This window comes from Comamonas sp. 26, assembly GCF_002754475.1.
Classification (GTDB): domain Bacteria; phylum Pseudomonadota; class Gammaproteobacteria; order Burkholderiales; family Burkholderiaceae_C; genus Comamonas.
Window position 1 is genome coordinate 2,398,777 of the sequence record NZ_PEFL01000001.1, and the last position, 18,694, is coordinate 2,417,470.

Below are 18,694 nucleotides of genomic sequence, written 5' to 3' on the forward strand. Positions count from 1 at the left end.
GGCGTCATGCGCCGCAGCAGCCCCCACCCACATCAGTGCTGTACACACCGCAACGCTCACTGCATCTCTTACCCATCCTGAATCGGTCCTTGCCATATACCCTTGCCTCGCTTGACGGCCAATGCAGCGGCCCTGTGAGACCCGCACTAGCGCTTGCCTTATTTGTGAATGCTTTTGTCATCACAAATATAAGCAAGTGGCAATATTTAACAGACGGCATCTTCCCTGATGACATCGAACCCACAGGAGACACCTTGTGTTCTGTGGGAATGAACTCGTAGAAATCGCAATAAAGTCGTACATCACCGGACTGCCCCTAGGCAGTCCAATTGGCTCTTTGCGCTTTAGCTGGTCGGTTTTGGGTTGGCAGTAACATGCCGCTCACACAATTCAGACAAAAGGGTGCCATCGGCGCCCCTTTTTTGTGAGAACGTCTTGCCTCAAGAAAAAAGTGTCAACGCATGATGCTTGCGCAACAACTCTTGCGCTTGCGCATTCACCGTGTCGGTCACCACCACCTGAATGCCTAGCTGTGCAGCCGTTACGGCCATGGCTTCCAGCAAATGCAAGGCACCGGGGCTTTGCACAGACTGCTCAGCAAAACTGCCGCCCAGCTTCACATAGCGCACCGGCAAAGTGTGCAGTTTAGCCAGCACCATAGGCTGCTGATCCAGGCGGCGCAAACCCACGCCTACACCCAGCTCGGCCATGGATTGGCAAAAGTCAGTCATCTCACCAGGATAGGCCATCAACCCGTGCGTATCCAGCTCCAGGCACAGCAACGGCAGTCGCCGCTCCCACTTTGGGGCTTTCAGAATCTCATTCAAACGCCCCAGAAAATCTGGCTGCGCCAGTGATGGCAACGAGACACGAACAACCAGTTCAGCATCCCCTTCCTCCAACCAATCAAGCCCCAGTGCCACCGCACGCAAGTCGCAATCTGCCGACATGCCCAAGCGCACGGCTACGGGAAGAAACAGCGAGCCCATCAAGGCTTCACCCGTCGCAGTGCGCAGTGATAGAGATGCCTCACAACGCCTTTTCATACCAGTATCTGTCGTGAAAAGCATGGGCTGCACGGTCAGTGACAGCGCATCCGGTGTTTCAAGCGATGCAATCAACGTCTGGCGCCACAAGGTCTCACCAGCCATGTTGGAGGCCACTTCCTCATCCCCATAAGCCACATATTCCACATCGGACTGACCCGAACTTTCGGCTCGCATCACGCCATAGTCCAGCCGCGAGAGCACACCCGTCACCGAGCTTGAGGCCGTGTAATCGGTAAGTGCAAAGCTCCAGCGGCACCAGTGGCCGCCACTCAAGGTCAGGCGCATGGACTGCAGCACTTGACGAACTTCCAGCACCAGCGACATGGCCTCCGGCCCGGCCAATGAGGGCAGCAGCACAACAAAATCAGCGCCATTGAGACGTGCCAGTTGCGGACCGGAATCCGGGTGGGCACTGAGTACTTGGCTCACACGTTCACCGACCGACTTCAGCCATGTATCAGCACTAGCACGCGTCATCTGGGCATTGAGTGCCAGCAAGTCGCGCTGACGGAACAGCATCACATAGCCATGTGCTGCCTCAGCATCCGCTCCGCTGAGGGCGCGATGCAGTTCATTGACAAAGTACTTGCGGTTGGGCAGCAAAGTTACTGGGTCGCGGTTGACTTCCAGCTCCAGCGAATCGATACGCGCCATTTGCTCAAGCGCCGTCGCCTGCACGCGCTCACGCGTGTCTGCAATCGCACTGAGCACTGGGGCCAGTTCCGCCACCGCTGATTTCTGTGGAAGCAATGCCGGTACCGAAACAGACCCTGCCGACGTACGCCCAATACCTTGGACCTGCGCCTCAATCTCCTGTCTCAGCACCCGGCGAAACCATTGAAGCAGCAGCACCACAAACACCGTCCACCCGACACCGGCCAGCACCACCAGGCTTGCCATGCGCACCGAACTGTTCCACAGCGCACTGCGCGCATATGCATCGTCCACCTCCAGCGTCAGCTGCCCCACCTGCTTCCAGCCATCACTAACCACCCGCTGCGCCTTGGGCGCGTGCAGCGGCAAGAGCTGGGAAAACCATTTCGGAGCACTATCACTACGCACACGCCTGCCCGTGTCTGCGCCGTCTGCATCCGAGCGCTGGCGCTCAAACAAGATCTGCCCTTCGGGGGAAGCCAGCGCAATCCGTTGAAACTGGCCGCTGTCATACAGCGCCGTCATCAATAACTCCCGCGTGATCGGATCCTGATTGGCCGGCTGAGACAGCGACAAGGCCAACGAGGATGCTGCATTCTCAGCTTCCGACTGCAACTGGCCGTCCAGATACTGGCGCGCAGAATCAATACTGAAGACCAGCGTGCCAGCCAGAATCGCCAGAATCGCCACCGTCACACTGATCAAAAGTTGTTTTAACAAAGACATCCTGCTTCCTCTACATGCCTTGTAAACAGAAATCGCATCCGAAAATCACGGCAAAAATCCTTCCTGCTTCATTCGCTTCAGCAAATCCCGCCAACGCGTAATGCGGTCTACCGACGAAGGCTGCGCCCCCCCCACATAAACCCCTTGCGCGTTAAAACTAAAAACAGGCGTCAGATCCTTACGCTGGCTGGATGGCAGCAAAAAATCCACCATGCTGTCCAGCACCAGCGGCTCGCCCGTGGGCGCCTCGTAGTAACCCAGCACCATATGTGCAATGCTTTGCGTGCTGCCCACCCCGCCCATGCGCGCCCGGACATAGATCAGCCGCAATTTGTCCCCTGGCACCCCAAGCCGCAGCAGCGAAAAATATTTGCCAATCACATAGTCCTCGCAATCGCCCGCGCCCTTGCCCAACGTCTCCAGCGGCGTCGCCCAGTAATCCGGCTGTGCCCAGAGCATGCTGTCATCTGTCTGCACCACAGCGCGATTCCAGAATTCATTGACGGCAGGCAACTGCTGCGACAACGGTCTGCTTTTCTGGGCCTTCAGCATCGCCAGCCACTGGCCCAGTCGCTGCACACCTGCCGCGCCATAACGGGACTGCATACTGCTCTGCAAACGCCCTTCGTCAAAATCCAGGGCAACGGCATCCGACCTTGCCTGCAATGCCAAAGCGCCCAGCATTCCCGAGCCGAACACAAGCATGCCTCTGCGTGACAGGCGCGGAAGTGTGCTCGCGAAATGCGGCAGCAGGAGGCTAGGCGAAGTGCTCAATTGAGTGACAGAAAAGCAAACCACTCAAAGCAGAATTTAGCTTGAGCGCTTTTATATATTGTGTTTACTGCTATGAACTTTGAAGATTCGATGAGAACGCAATCAAGATTCAATGCTCACAAATGTAACCAATCATGCAAACGCTGGAAATGAGCCGCCATACCCGACTCGGCGAGGAGGCAGAAGACTTGATACTTCAAGAATTCTGCCTGACCTCAATCGTGCTCGCTTATCAGCTGTGATCGATCTTGAGCTTGCCTTGATCAATCAGCTGCTTGATCATCGCGTTCTGGTCATGGCTCGTGCCCACCAGATCCACGCCCTCGACCAAGATCTTCTGGTTGAAGCCATTACCGTCCGCATCAAGTGCCCCGGCCGTCGAGACCTTGACCACCGTATCGATGGTCTTACCATCGGCTTCGGTGCGTGTCTCGAGGTGCAGGAACTTGCTCAGATCACTCGAAGCCTCTTCGCCTTGCAGCAGATCGGCCAGATCTAGCGCGTCGTTACCCGAGGCGCCGAAGTTCTTCACCACATCGGTAACCGGACGCGCCACCGTACCCGCATCGCCCTGATGCCAGACGAACAAATCGTCTTCGGCCGTGCCTAGCAGCGAGTCGCCGGACGACGTGCCGTGCACTTCATGGCTGCCAGTATCGGTACTCGACAAGGCCATGCGAGAAGCAGCCAGCGTCGTTGCGCCCGGTCCGGTCGCGTCGATGCTGATGTCCAGGCTTGCCGTATCGGTATCGCCATCGGCCTGGGTCAGCTTGTACTCGAAGTGTTCTACCTTTCCTGCTCCGGCCGCGTTCGCGGTCGGCGTGTAGGTGTAGGAACCGTCGGCCTTGATCAGCAGAGAGCCGTAGCTGCCAGTGATCGTCGTACCACCCGATGCCGCATTGACCCAGGTCGAACCGTTGAACACCGACAGCGTCGATGTCTCCCCCAACGTGACCAACGTGTCGTTAGACGTGACCGAGCCGGTGACGGCCGTGCTCGACCATTCGATAGTCGTCGCGCCGGGCACGATGGCCGCGAAGTCATCGAAGGCCACGGTCGCAGTATTGCTGGAGCCAGAGCCTGAATAGCCTTCATTCACTGTCAGCACGATACGGTACATCGCATTCGCGTCGAGCGCCGATGTGGTGATGGTGGTGGCGGCCGTGATGGAGCCACTTTGCCCATCGACCGTCGACCATGTAGTGCCGCCGTTGGTGCTCTTGACGAGCTGCCAGCTCGCATAATCCTGCCAGCCACTGGTCAGACCGCTGACGCTTGTCACCTTGAATTGCAGCGTGGTTCCCGCAGTAGAAACGGTATAGGTCGGCGTGGCCAGTTGCGCACTGCCCGAGCCCGAGCCATTGTTGTCCCTGAGCACCAAGGCACTCCCGCTGACCGAAGCATCCAGCGCCGAGCCATTGAGGGACGTGGACAGCCATTTCCCCAGGTCGGAGCGAAGCACGCTATTGCTCGTCAGGTCCGCTGTGTTCTTGTCCACCGTCGTCGTGCCGCTCACGAACTTCCACGCATAGCTATCACCGCTATTGAAATTCGCCAGCGTAGGATCAGTCGCCACGCTCTTAGACGTCAGCGTTGCGCTGTTCGTATCGTCGACCGCATGCGGCTTGCTGGTGAAGCTCGCGCTGCCGTCTGCCGTGCTGCTGCCGTCGGTAGCTACTGCAACGACCTTGATCTCATTGACTTTCACATTTTCAGGGACGGTCATGTTCAGACCGGTGATGGTGACAGCCTTGGTGACGGGATCAATGTTCACCGAATAACTGCCGTTGCTGGCCAATGGCAAGGACCAGTGAGTCGCATCAATCTGGACTCCAGCGGACAGCGTGACGCCCTTTGGCACTTCCACAGTCACTTTGGTAATCGTCTCTGAATAATCCATATCCTGAGGCGTGGCCGTGATCGTGACGGGATAAGTCGTTGCCGTCGTGTAAGTCACCTTGTTAATCAGATAGTCGTCATCCACACGAGGTGCGTCAAAGACGATCTGGCTGATCGTGCTTCCCGCTGGAACACTCAGTTTGAACTGAGTGTCCACCTTGTCGCTGCCGCCCTTGACGAATCCATAAAGACCGCTTGCGGCATTCGCAGAGCCGTCTGCGTTGTATCCCAGAACAACGGGCTTTTTCGCCTCGTCATACATCTGATAACGAGCCCATTCCCCTGAAGCCAGCCAAGCAAACTGCACCGTGATTGCCGTCACAGGTATGTTGAATTGAATGGCCAAAGACTCAGAACCTGTAGAGTTGCGTCCAATTTCGGTCGAATCTCCTGACGCAGCACCACTGACACCGAAACCATCGTGATCCGTACCGGTCACCGTGCTCACAGTCCCTTTGGTTCCATTCACGTTGTACGCCGTCACGGTGTGGCCCGCATTGGACGTATTCACGCTGGTCGCAGTGATCGATGTGGTAACGGGCGTAGACCCTGTACCCACATTCACACTGACCACAGGGGTATCAGCCACTGGCGTCACATTAATATCGAGCGTGCTGGAGAGTCCTGTGTTGGTGGTGTAAGTCACGGTCGGCACAGTTCCGCTCCAGTCTTTACTGGGGGAAAAGCTGTAATTGCCATTGGCGGACATCGACAAAGAGCCAATCACTTTTCCGGCCGAGTCAGTCACCGACACGACGCTTGTCCCAGCTATATAAGACACGCCATTAACGCTGAAGCTTGCTACGGCCAAAGAGCCATTCGTGCCATAGCCTGGGTCATTGACAAGCACATTGTCAGACACAGGTGTGTCCTCAAGAGTTGTCTTGGTATCTGGCATCGCATCGTTATCAATGATCGTGCTAGTAGCGGTGTCTTGAGCCCCCTTACTCAGAGGCCCAAAGCTACCATTTGTGTCGACAACACCACTAATTTTGACCACCAGTTGCTCTGCGTTTTCGGCAACTGCATCATCGACCGTTTTGACCGTAAAAGTAGCTTGATGACTACCTCCGCTGATCGTTACTGAGGCCGGACGACCTGTAGTGTCGTTGTTGTTAGCAGCGTCACCACTCCACATCAGCACTACATTCACGCTCTTGCCCAAAGGCACGCTCACGTCGTTGCCATCCTTGTCCACTAGCTTGACTGTGTAAATAAGCTCGCCGCCTTCGGTGACCTGGCTCTTATCTACACTAATTACCGCAAATACTGGAGGTGGAGTGACGGTCACCGTGACCTTGGCGGTCTCGGGCGTGCCGTCGTCGGTTTTGACGGTGTAGTTGAACTCGGCCGCTCCGGTGTAGCCGGCATCCGCCTTGAAGCTCAGCTGTCCATCCGTGCCCAGCGTCACCGTGCCGTGATCCACGGCCACGGCTGCTCCGCCGGCCGTGATAGCCGTGCCGTTGACGTGCGTGACCACCTTGTGGTTGCCTTCAAAGGCGTCGTTGGCCAGCACATCAATTTTGACGCTCTGTCCGCTGGTGGTGCTGCCGCTGTCGTCGCTGGCGTCTTTTTCTGGCGCCACGTTGAGGTGGATGACTTGCGTCGTCGTGTTGCCCAGGGCGTCCTTGACCGTCACCGTGAAGCTGTCCGCTCCGTTGTAGTCGGCCTTGGGCGTGTAGCTCCAGTTGCCGTTGGCGTCGATGCTCGCCGTGCCGTGCTGCGCTGCTGCGCTGACGCTGTAAGGCGTGGTGCTGTCCAGCCCGTCCAGGTCGCTCGCTGTCAGCTTGCCGCTGATGGCTGCACCGTCTTCCGCTCCGTTGCCTGTGATCTGGCCGGTGACGCTGGTGCCGTTGGCACCCACGGTCACCGTGACCTTGGCGCTCTCGGGCGTGCCGTCGTCGGTTTTAGCGGTGTACGTGAACTCGGCCGCTCCGGTGTAGCCGGCATCCGCCTTGAAGCTCAGCTGTCCATCCGTGCCCAGCGTCACCGTGCCGTGATCCACGGCCACGGCTGCTCCGCCGGCCGTGATAGCCGTGCCGTTGACGTGCGTGACCACCTTGTGGTTGCCTTCAAAGGCGTCGTTGGCCAGCACATCAATTTTGACGCTCTGTCCGCTGGTGGTGCTGCCGCTGTCGTCGCTGGCGTCTTTTTCTGGCGCCACGTTGAGGTGGATGACTTGCGTCGTCGTGTTGCCCAGGGCGTCCTTGACCGTCACCGTGAAGCTGTCCGCTCCGTTGTAGTCGGCCTTGGGCGTGTAGCTCCAGTTGCCGTTGGCGTCGATGCTCGCCGTGCCGTGCTGCGCTGCTGCGCTGACGCTGTAAGGCGTGGTGCTGTCCAGCCCGTCCAGGTCGCTCGCTGTCAGCTTGCCGCTGATGGCTGCACCGTCTTCCGCTCCGTTGCCTGTGATCTGGCCGGTGACGCTGGTGCCGTTGGCACCCACGGTCACCGTGACCTTGGCGCTCTCGGGCGTGCCGTCGTCGGTTTTAGCGGTGTACGTGAACTCGGCCGCTCCGGTGTAGCCGGCATCCGCCTTGAAGCTCAGCTGTCCATCCGTGCCCAGCGTCACCGTGCCGTGATCCACGGCCACGGCTGCTCCGCCGGCCGTGATAGCCGTGCCGTTGACGTGCGTGACCACTTTGTGGTTGCCTTCAAAGGCGTCGTTGGCCAGCACATCAATTTTGACGCTCTGTCCGCTGGTGGTGCTGCCGCTGTCGTCGCTGGCGTCTTTTTCTGGCGCCACGTTGAGGTGGATGACTTGCGTCGTCGTGTTGCCCAGGGCGTCCTTGACCGTCACCGTGAAGCTGTCCGCTCCGTTGTAGTCGGCCTTGGGCGTGTAGCTCCAGTTGCCGTTGGCGTCGATGCTCGCCGTGCCGTGCTGCGCTGCTGCGCTGACGCTGTAAGGCGTGGTGCTGTCCAGCCCGTCCAGGTCGCTCGCTGTCAGCTTGCCGCTGATGGCTGCACCGTCTTCCGCTCCGTTGCCTGTGATCTGGCCGGTGACGCTGGTGCCGTTGGCACCCACGGTCACCGTGACCTTGGCGCTCTCGGGCGTGCCGTCGTCGGTTTTAGCGGTGTACGTGAACTCGGCCGCTCCGGTGTAGCCGGCATCCGCCTTGAAGCTCAGCTGTCCATCCGTGCCCAGCGTCACCGTGCCGTGATCCACGGCCACGGCTGCTCCGCCGGCCGTGATAGCCGTGCCGTTGACGTGCGTGACCACCTTGTGGTTGCCTTCAAAGGCGTCGTTGGCCAGCACATCAATTTTGACGCTCTGTCCGCTGGTGGTGCTGCCGCTGTCGTCGCTGGCGTCTTTTTCTGGCGCCACGTTGAGGTGGATGACTTGCGTCGTCGTGTTGCCCAGGGCGTCCTTGACCGTCACCGTGAAGCTGTCCGCTCCGTTGTAGTCGGCCTTGGGCGTGTAGCTCCAGTTGCCGTTGGCGTCGATGCTCGCCGTGCCGTGCTGCGCTGCTGCGCTGACGCTGTAAGGCGTGGTGCTGTCCAGCCCGTCCAGGTCGCTCGCTGTCAGCTTGCCGCTGATGGCTGCACCGTCTTCCGCTCCGTTGCCTGTGATCTGGCCGGTGACGCTGGTGCCGTTGGCACCCACGGTCACCGTGACCTTGGCGCTCTCGGGCGTGCCGTCGTCGGTTTTAGCGGTGTACGTGAACTCGGCCGCTCCGGTGTAGCCGGCATCCGCCTTGAAGCTCAGCTGTCCATCCGTGCCCAGCGTCACCGTGCCGTGATCCACGGCCACGGCTGCTCCGCCGGCCGTGATAGCCGTGCCGTTGACGTGCGTGACCACCTTGTGGTTGCCTTCAAAGGCGTCGTTGGCCAGCACATCAATTTTGACGCTCTGTCCGCTGGTGGTGCTGCCGCTGTCGTCGCTGGCGTCTTTTTCTGGCGCCACGTTGAGGTGGATGACTTGCGTCGTCGTGTTGCCCAGGGCGTCCTTGACCGTCACCGTGAAGCTGTCCGCTCCGTTGTAGTCGGCCTTGGGCGTGTAGCTCCAGTTGCCGTTGGCGTCGATGCTCGCCGTGCCGTGCTGCGCTGCTGCGCTGACGCTGTAAGGCGTGGTGCTGTCCAGCCCGTCCAGGTCGCTCGCTGTCAGCTTGCCGCTGATGGCTGCACCGTCTTCCGCTCCGTTGCCTGTGATCTGGCCGGTGACGCTGGTGCCGTTGGCACCCACGGTCACCGTGACCTTGGCGCTCTCGGGCGTGCCGTCGTCGGTTTTAGCGGTGTACGTGAACTCGGCCGCTCCGGTGTAGCCGGCATCCGCCTTGAAGCTCAGCTGTCCATCCGTGCCCAGCGTCACCGTGCCGTGATCCACGGCCACGGCTGCTCCGCCGGCCGTGATAGCCGTGCCGTTGACGTGCGTGACCACCTTGTGGTTGCCTTCAAAGGCGTCGTTGGCCAGCACATCAATTTTGACGCTCTGTCCGCTGGTGGTGCTGCCGCTGTCGTCGCTGGCGTCTTTTTCTGGCGCCACGTTGAGGTGGATGACTTGCGTCGTCGTGTTGCCCAGGGCGTCCTTGACCGTCACCGTGAAGCTGTCCGCTCCGTTGTAGTCGGCCTTGGGCGTGTAGCTCCAGTTGCCGTTGGCGTCGATGCTCGCCGTGCCGTGCTGCGCTGCTGCGCTGACGCTGTAAGGCGTGGTGCTGTCCAGCCCGTCCAGGTCGCTCGCTGTCAGCTTGCCGCTGATGGCTGCACCGTCTTCCGCTCCGTTGCCTGTGATCTGGCCGGTGACGCTGGTGCCGTTGGCACCCACGGTCACCGTGACCTTGGCGCTCTCGGGCGTGCCGTCGTCGGTTTTAGCGGTGTACGTGAACTCGGCCGCTCCGGTGTAGCCGGCATCCGCCTTGAAGCTCAGCTGTCCATCCGTGCCCAGCGTCACCGTGCCGTGATCCACGGCCACGGCTGCTCCGCCGGCCGTGATAGCCGTGCCGTTGACGTGCGTGACCACCTTGTGGTTGCCTTCAAAGGCGTCGTTGGCCAGCACATCAATTTTGACGCTCTGTCCGCTGGTGGTGCTGCCGCTGTCGTCGCTGGCGTCTTTTTCTGGCGCCACGTTGAGGTGGATGACTTGCGTCGTCGTGTTGCCCAGGGCGTCCTTGACCGTCACCGTGAAGCTGTCCGCTCCGTTGTAGTCGGCCTTGGGCGTGTAGCTCCAGTTGCCGTTGGCGTCGATGCTCGCCGTGCCGTGCTGCGCTGCTGCGCTGACGCTGTAAGGCGTGGTGCTGTCCAGCCCGTCCAGGTCGCTCGCTGTCAGCTTGCCGCTGATGGCTGCACCGTCTTCCGCTCCGTTGCCTGTGATCTGGCCGGTGACGCTGGTGCCGTTGGCACCCACGGTCACCGTGACCTTGGCGCTCTCGGGCGTGCCGTCGTCGGTTTTAGCGGTGTACGTGAACTCGGCCGCTCCGGTGTAGCCGGCATCCGCCTTGAAGCTCAGCTGTCCATCCGTGCCCAGCGTCACCGTGCCGTGATCCACGGCCACGGCTGCTCCGCCGGCCGTGATAGCCGTGCCGTTGACGTGCGTGACCACTTTGTGGTTGCCTTCAAAGGCGTCGTTGGCCAGCACATCAATTTTGACGCTCTGTCCGCTGGTGGTGCTGCCGCTGTCGTCGCTGGCGTCTTTTTCTGGCGCCACGTTGAGGTGGATGACTTGCGTCGTCGTGTTGCCCAGGGCGTCCTTGACCGTCACCGTGAAGCTGTCCGCTCCGTTGTAGTCGGCCTTGGGCGTGTAGCTCCAGTTGCCGTTGGCGTCGATGCTCGCCGTGCCGTGCTGCGCTGCTGCGCTGACGCTGTAAGGCGTGGTGCTGTCCAGCCCGTCCAGGTCGCTCGCTGTCAGCTTGCCGCTGATGGCTGCACCGTCTTCCGCTCCGTTGCCTGTGATCTGGCCGGTGACGCTGGTGCCGTTGGCACCCACGGTCACCGTGACCTTGGCGCTCTCGGGCGTGCCGTCGTCGGTTTTAGCGGTGTACGTGAACTCGGCCGCTCCGGTGTAGCCGGCATCCGCCTTGAAGCTCAGCTGTCCATCCGTGCCCAGCGTCACCGTGCCGTGATCCACGGCCACGGCTGCTCCGCCGGCCGTGATAGCCGTGCCGTTGACGTGCGTGACCACCTTGTGGTTGCCTTCAAAGGCGTCGTTGGCCAGCACATCAATTTTGACGCTCTGTCCGCTGGTGGTGCTGCCGCTGTCGTCGCTGGCGTCTTTTTCTGGCGCCACGTTGAGGTGGATGACTTGCGTCGTCGTGTTGCCCAGGGCGTCCTTGACCGTCACCGTGAAGCTGTCCGCTCCGTTGTAGTCGGCCTTGGGCGTGTAGCTCCAGTTGCCGTTGGCGTCGATGCTCGCCGTGCCGTGCTGCGCTGCTGCGCTGACGCTGTAAGGCGTGGTGCTGTCCAGCCCGTCCAGGTCGCTCGCTGTCAGCTTGCCGCTGATGGCTGCACCGTCTTCCGCTCCGTTGCCTGTGATCTGGCCGGTGACGCTGGTGCCGTTGGCACCCACGGTCACCGTGACCTTGGCGCTCTCGGGCGTGCCGTCGTCGGTTTTAGCGGTGTACGTGAACTCGGCCGCTCCGGTGTAGCCGGCATCCGCCTTGAAGCTCAGCTGTCCATCCGTGCCCAGCGTCACCGTGCCGTGATCCACGGCCACGGCTGCTCCGCCGGCCGTGATAGCCGTGCCGTTGACGTGCGTGACCACCTTGTGGTTGCCTTCAAAGGCGTCGTTGGCCAGCACATCAATTTTGACGCTCTGTCCGCTGGTGGTGCTGCCGCTGTCGTCGCTGGCGTCTTTTTCTGGCGCCACGTTGAGGTGGATGACTTGCGTCGTCGTGTTGCCCAGGGCGTCCTTGACCGTCACCGTGAAGCTGTCCGCTCCGTTGTAGTCGGCCTTGGGCGTGTAGCTCCAGTTGCCGTTGGCGTCGATGCTCGCCGTGCCGTGCTGCGCTGCTGCGCTGACGCTGTAAGGCGTGGTGCTGTCCAGCCCGTCCAGGTCGCTCGCTGTCAGCTTGCCGCTGATGGCTGCACCGTCTTCCGCTCCGTTGCCTGTGATCTGGCCGGTGACGCTGGTGCCGTTGGCACCCACGGTCACCGTGACCTTGGCGCTCTCGGGCGTGCCGTCGTCGGTTTTAGCGGTGTACGTGAACTCGGCCGCTCCGGTGTAGCCGGCATCCGCCTTGAAGCTCAGCTGTCCATCCGTGCCCAGCGTCACCGTGCCGTGATCCACGGCCACGGCTGCTCCGCCGGCCGTGATAGCCGTGCCGTTGACGTGCGTGACCACCTTGTGGTTGCCTTCAAAGGCGTCGTTGGCCAGCACATCAATTTTGACGCTCTGTCCGCTGGTGGTGCTGCCGCTGTCGTCGCTGGCGTCTTTTTCTGGCGCCACGTTGAGGTGGATGACTTGCGTCGTCGTGTTGCCCAGGGCGTCCTTGACCGTCACCGTGAAGCTGTCCGCTCCGTTGTAGTCGGCCTTGGGCGTGTAGCTCCAGTTGCCGTTGGCGTCGATGCTCGCCGTGCCGTGCTGCGCTGCTGCGCTGACGCTGTAAGGCGTGGTGCTGTCCAGCCCGTCCAGGTCGCTCGCTGTCAGCTTGCCGCTGATGGCTGCACCGTCTTCCGCTCCGTTGCCTGTGATCTGGCCGGTGACGCTGGTGCCGTTGGCACCCACGGTCACCGTGACCTTGGCGCTCTCGGGCGTGCCGTCGTCGGTTTTAGCGGTGTACGTGAACTCGGCCGCTCCGGTGTAGCCGGCATCCGCCTTGAAGCTCAGCTGTCCATCCGTGCCCAGCGTCACCGTGCCGTGATCCACGGCCACGGCTGCTCCGCCGGCCGTGATAGCCGTGCCGTTGACGTGCGTGACCACCTTGTGGTTGCCTTCAAAGGCGTCGTTGGCCAGCACATCAATTTTGACGCTCTGTCCGCTGGTGGTGCTGCCGCTGTCGTCGCTGGCGTCTTTTTCTGGCGCCACGTTGAGGTGGATGACTTGCGTCGTCGTGTTGCCCAGGGCGTCCTTGACCGTCACCGTGAAGCTGTCCGCTCCGTTGTAGTCGGCCTTGGGCGTGTAGCTCCAGTTGCCGTTGGCGTCGATGCTCGCCGTGCCGTGCTGCGCTGCTGCGCTGACGCTGTAAGGCGTGGTGCTGTCCAGCCCGTCCAGGTCGCTCGCTGTCAGCTTGCCGCTGATGGCTGCACCGTCTTCCGCTCCGTTGCCTGTGATCTGGCCGGTGACGCTGGTGCCGTTGGCACCCACGGTCACCGTGACCTTGGCGCTCTCGGGCGTGCCGTCGTCGGTTTTAGCGGTGTACGTGAACTCGGCCGCTCCGGTGTAGCCGGCATCCGCCTTGAAGCTCAGCTGTCCATCCGTGCCCAGCGTCACCGTGCCGTGATCCACGGCCACGGCTGCTCCGCCGGCCGTGATAGCCGTGCCGTTGACGTGCGTGACCACTTTGTGGTTGCCTTCAAAGGCGTCGTTGGCCAGCACATCAATTTTGACGCTCTGTCCGCTGGTGGTGCTGCCGCTGTCGTCGCTGGCGTCTTTTTCTGGCGCCACGTTGAGGTGGATGACTTGCGTCGTCGTGTTGCCCAGGGCGTCCTTGACCGTCACCGTGAAGCTGTCCGCTCCGTTGTAGTCGGCCTTGGGCGTGTAGCTCCAGTTGCCGTTGGCGTCGATGCTCGCCGTGCCGTGCTGCGCTGCTGCGCTGACGCTGTAAGGCGTGGTGCTGTCCAGCCCGTCCAGGTCGCTCGCTGTCAGCTTGCCGCTGATGGCTGCACCGTCTTCCGCTCCGTTGCCTGTGATCTGGCCGGTGACGCTGGTGCCGTTGGCACCCACGGTCACCGTGACCTTGGCGCTCTCGGGCGTGCCGTCGTCGGTTTTAGCGGTGTACGTGAACTCGGCCGCTCCGGTGTAGCCGGCATCCGCCTTGAAGCTCAGCTGTCCATCCGTGCCCAGCGTCACCGTGCCGTGATCCACGGCCACGGCTGCTCCGCCGGCCGTGATAGCCGTGCCGTTGACGTGCGTGACCACCTTGTGGTTGCCTTCAAAGGCGTCGTTGGCCAGCACATCAATTTTGACGCTCTGTCCGCTGGTGGTGCTGCCGCTGTCGTCGCTGGCGTCTTTTTCTGGCGCCACGTTGAGGTGGATGACTTGCGTCGTCGTGTTGCCCAGGGCGTCCTTGACCGTCACCGTGAAGCTGTCCGCTCCGTTGTAGTCGGCCTTGGGCGTGTAGCTCCAGTTGCCGTTGGCGTCGATGCTCGCCGTGCCGTGCTGCGCTGCTGCGCTGACGCTGTAAGGCGTGGTGCTGTCCAGCCCGTCCAGGTCGCTCGCTGTCAGCTTGCCGCTGATGGCTGCACCGTCTTCCGCTCCGTTGCCTGTGATCTGGCCGGTGACGCTGGTGCCGTTGGCACCCACGGTCACCGTGACCTTGGCGCTCTCGGGCGTGCCGTCGTCGGTTTTAGCGGTGTACGTGAACTCGGCCGCTCCGGTGTAGCCGGCATCCGCCTTGAAGCTCAGCTGTCCATCCGTGCCCAGCGTCACCGTGCCGTGATCCACGGCCACGGCTGCTCCGCCGGCCGTGATAGCCGTGCCGTTGACGTGCGTGACCACCTTGTGGTTGCCTTCAAAGGCGTCGTTGGCCAGCACATCAATTTTGACGCTCTGTCCGCTGGTGGTGCTGCCGCTGTCGTCGCTGGCGTCTTTTTCTGGCGCCACGTTGAGGTGGATGACTTGCGTCGTCGTGTTGCCCAGGGCGTCCTTGACCGTCACCGTGAAGCTGTCCGCTCCGTTGTAGTCGGCCTTGGGCGTGTAGCTCCAGTTGCCGTTGGCGTCGATGCTCGCCGTGCCGTGCTGCGCTGCTGCGCTGACGCTGTAAGGCGTGGTGCTGTCCAGCCCGTCCAGGTCGCTCGCTGTCAGCTTGCCGCTGATGGCTGCACCGTCTTCCGCTCCGTTGCCTGTGATCTGGCCGGTGACGCTGGTGCCGTTGGCACCCACGGTCACCGTGACCTTGGCGCTCTCGGGCGTGCCGTCGTCGGTTTTAGCGGTGTACGTGAACTCGGCCGCTCCGGTGTAGCCGGCATCCGCCTTGAAGCTCAGCTGTCCATCCGTGCCCAGCGTCACCGTGCCGTGATCCACGGCCACGGCTGCTCCGCCGGCCGTGATAGCCGTGCCGTTGACGTGCGTGACCACCTTGTGGTTGCCTTCAAAGGCGTCGTTGGCCAGCACATCAATTTTGACGCTCTGTCCGCTGGTGGTGCTGCCGCTGTCGTCGCTGGCGTCTTTTTCTGGCGCCACGTTGAGGTGGATGACTTGCGTCGTCGTGTTGCCCAGGGCGTCCTTGACCGTCACCGTGAAGCTGTCCGCTCCGTTGTAGTCGGCCTTGGGCGTGTAGCTCCAGTTGCCGTTGGCGTCGATGCTCGCCGTGCCGTGCTGCGCTGCTGCGCTGACGCTGTAAGGCGTGGTGCTGTCCAGCCCGTCCAGGTCGCTCGCTGTCAGCTTGCCGCTGATGGCTGCACCGTCTTCCGCTCCGTTGCCTGTGATCTGGCCGGTGACGCTGGTGCCGTTGGCACCCACGGTCACCGTGACCTTGGCGCTCTCGGGCGTGCCGTCGTCGGTTTTAGCGGTGTACGTGAACTCGGCCGCTCCGGTGTAGCCGGCATCCGCCTTGAAGCTCAGCTGTCCATCCGTGCCCAGCGTCACCGTGCCGTGATCCACGGCCACGGCTGCTCCGCCGGCCGTGATAGCCGTGCCGTTGACGTGCGTGACCACCTTGTGGTTGCCTTCAAAGGCGTCGTTGGCCAGCACATCAATTTTGACGCTCTGTCCGCTGGTGGTGCTGCCGCTGTCGTCGCTGGCGTCTTTTTCTGGCGCCACGTTGAGGTGGATGACTTGCGTCGTCGTGTTGCCCAGGGCGTCCTTGACCGTCACCGTGAAGCTGTCCGCTCCGTTGTAGTCGGCCTTGGGCGTGTAGCTCCAGTTGCCGTTGGCGTCGATGCTCGCCGTGCCGTGCTGCGCTGCTGCGCTGACGCTGTAAGGCGTGGTGCTGTCCAGCCCGTCCAGGTCGCTCGCTGTCAGCTTGCCGCTGATGGCTGCACCGTCTTCCGCTCCGTTGCCTGTGATCTGGCCGGTGACGCTGGTGCCGTTGGCACCCACGGTCACCGTGACCTTGGCGCTCTCGGGCGTGCCGTCGTCGGTTTTAGCGGTGTACGTGAACTCGGCCGCTCCGGTGTAGCCGGCATCCGCCTTGAAGCTCAGCTGTCCATCCGTGCCCAGCGTCACCGTGCCGTGATCCACGGCCACGGCTGCTCCGCCGGCCGTGATAGCCGTGCCGTTGACGTGCGTGACCACCTTGTGGTTGCCTTCAAAGGCGTCGTTGGCCAGCACATCAATTTTGACGCTCTGTCCGCTGGTGGTGCTGCCGCTGTCGTCGCTGGCGTCTTTTTCTGGCGCCACGTTGAGGTGGATGACTTGCGTCGTCGTGTTGCCCAGGGCGTCCTTGACCGTCACCGTGAAGCTGTCCGCTCCGTTGTAGTCGGCCTTGGGCGTGTAGCTCCAGTTGCCGTTGGCGTCGATGCTCGCCGTGCCGTGCTGCGCTGCTGCGCTGACGCTGTAAGGCGTGGTGCTGTCCAGCCCGTCCAGGTCGCTCGCTGTCAGCTTGCCGCTGATGGCTGCACCGTCTTCCGCTCCGTTGCCTGTGATCTGGCCGGTGACGCTGGTGCCGTTGGCACCCACGGTCACCGTGACCTTGGCGCTCTCGGGCGTGCCGTCGTCGGTTTTAGCGGTGTACGTGAACTCGGCCGCTCCGGTGTAGCCGGCATCCGCCTTGAAGCTCAGCTGTCCATCCGTGCCCAGCGTCACCGTGCCGTGATCCACGGCCACGGCTGCTCCGCCGGCCGTGATAGCCGTGCCGTTGACGTGCGTGACCACCTTGTGGTTGCCTTCAAAGGCGTCGTTGGCCAGCACATCAATTTTGACGCTCTGTCCGCTGGTGGTGCTGCCGCTGTCGTCGCTGGCGTCTTTTTCTGGCGCCACGTTGAGGTGGATGACTTGCGTCGTCGTGTTGCCCAGGGCGTCCTTGACCGTCACCGTGAAGCTGTCCGCTCCGTTGTAGTCGGCCTTGGGCGTGTAGCTCCAGTTGCCGTTGGCGTCGATGCTCGCCGTGCCGTGCTGCGCTGCTGCGCTGACGCTGTAAGGCGTGGTGCTGTCCAGCCCGTCCAGGTCGCTCGCTGTCAGCTTGCCGCTGATGGCTGCACCGTCTTCCGCTCCGTTGCCTGTGATCTGGCCGGTGACGCTGGTGCCGTTGGCACCCACGGTCACCGTGACCTTGGCGCTCTCGGGCGTGCCGTCGTCGGTTTTAGCGGTGTACGTGAACTCGGCCGCTCCGGTGTAGCCGGCATCCGCCTTGAAGCTCAGCTGTCCATCCGTGCCCAGCGTCACCGTGCCGTGATCCACGGCCACGGCTGCTCCGCCGGCCGTGATAGCCGTGCCGTTGACGTGCGTGACCACTTTGTGGTTGCCTTCAAAGGCGTCGTTGGCCAGCACATCAATTTTGACGCTCTGTCCGCTGGTGGTGCTGCCGCTGTCGTCGCTGGCGTCTTTTTCTGGCGCCACGTTGAGGTGGATGACTTGCGTCGTCGTGTTGCCCAGGGCGTCCTTGACCGTCACCGTGAAGCTGTCCGCTCCGTTGTAGTCGGCCTTGGGCGTGTAGCTCCAGTTGCCGTTGGCGTCGATGCTCGCCGTGCCGTGCTGCGCTGCTGCGCTGACGCTGTAAGGCGTGGTGCTGTCCAGCCCGTCCAGGTCGCTCGCTGTCAGCTTGCCGCTGATGGCTGCACCGTCTTCCGCTCCGTTGCCTGTGATCTGGCCGGTGACGCTGGTGCCGTTGGCACCCACGGTCACATCGCTGGCTACACCACTAATCCGATTCTCAGACACCGACACTAAAGAAGGATTTGGGTACGCCAGCGCCAGCGGCGAAGTGAGTTCGAGAATGCTGTTCAAGCGCACAAAGGTGCTGCCGCCTTCACTACCTCCGCTCAGAGTGGCCGCAGTAGGATCCAAGTCGGCAAACGGATCCTGACCCGCATTGATGGCGGCAAGGACTTGATTGATATCAATGGCTGCCGGTTGTGCGATGGCCGCTTCCTGAGGCTGGGGTGGATTGAGCAAATCCCCTGTTAATGCGACATCCTGATTTTCACCAATGATGAGGGGTGGCTGGCCGTCTGCCTGCAGCTCTACCGAGGATCCACTAGCTGTGATGATTTGCGCATCTGCTGGGATGCGCATACCTTCGTGAATCACGGTCAGATTGCCATCTGTACCCCGCATCCATGCTTGGCCAGTGAGCTTGGTAACGAGAACGGTTTGAGCTGCCATGATGATCTGCCTCTTCAATGAATTAGGTCGTGGAGGTGTGCTTCGACACCTCTCCAATATTTCTGATGGAATAGTAAGAGTACGCTCACAAAGCCGCTATTGGCGTCAAAGCCAATACAGCCCGGTTTCTCACTTTTCTGCTTCAATCACGTCCGTCAAAAGCCAAGGGCCCGCACATGCGGGCCCTTGGCTTTACAGAAGCAAAAACTACTGTATTAATAGCTGCGAGCGCTTATAAATA

Annotated in this window: 3 protein-coding genes; all 3 read right to left on the reverse strand. The window is 61.7% G+C overall.

Annotation, left to right across the window (positions count from 1 at the left end):
- Positions 1–440 precede the first annotated feature (440 nt).
- The 3 genes from CLU84_RS11015 to CLU84_RS11025 all read right to left on the reverse strand — a co-directional run bounded on the left by CLU84_RS11015 (position 441) and on the right by CLU84_RS11025 (position 18,453).
- The gene (locus CLU84_RS11015; protein ID WP_099737206.1) at positions 441–2,429 is read right to left on the reverse strand and encodes a LapD/MoxY N-terminal periplasmic domain-containing protein; all 1,989 of its coding nucleotides are present in this window, start codon (positions 2,427–2,429) and stop codon (positions 441–443) included.
- A 45-nt stretch (positions 2,430–2,474) separates the two neighbouring features.
- Positions 2,475–3,134: a transglutaminase-like cysteine peptidase gene (locus tag CLU84_RS11020; protein WP_199173721.1), complete on the reverse strand. Its 660-nt coding sequence runs from the start codon at positions 3,132–3,134 to the stop codon at positions 2,475–2,477.
- A 301-nt stretch (positions 3,135–3,435) separates the two neighbouring features.
- Positions 3,436–18,453 carry an Ig-like domain-containing protein gene (locus tag CLU84_RS11025; RefSeq protein WP_144445442.1) on the reverse strand — a complete coding sequence of 5,006 codons (15,018 nt, stop codon included), beginning with the start codon at positions 18,451–18,453 and terminating at the stop codon, positions 3,436–3,438.
- Positions 18,454–18,694: the final 241 nt, after the last annotated feature.

What these genes read in the sequence shown, in the direction of transcription:
- CLU84_RS11015 (WP_099737206.1), bottom strand. Translation starts at nt 2,429, where the DNA reads ATGTCTTTGTTAAAACAACTTTTGATCAGTGTGACGGTGGCGATTCTG.
- CLU84_RS11020 (WP_199173721.1), bottom strand. Translation starts at nt 3,134, where the DNA reads ATGCTTGTGTTCGGCTCGGGAATGCTGGGCGCTTTGGCATTGCAGGCA.
- CLU84_RS11025 (WP_144445442.1), bottom strand. Translation starts at nt 18,453, where the DNA reads ATGGCAGCTCAAACCGTTCTCGTTACCAAGCTCACTGGCCAAGCATGG.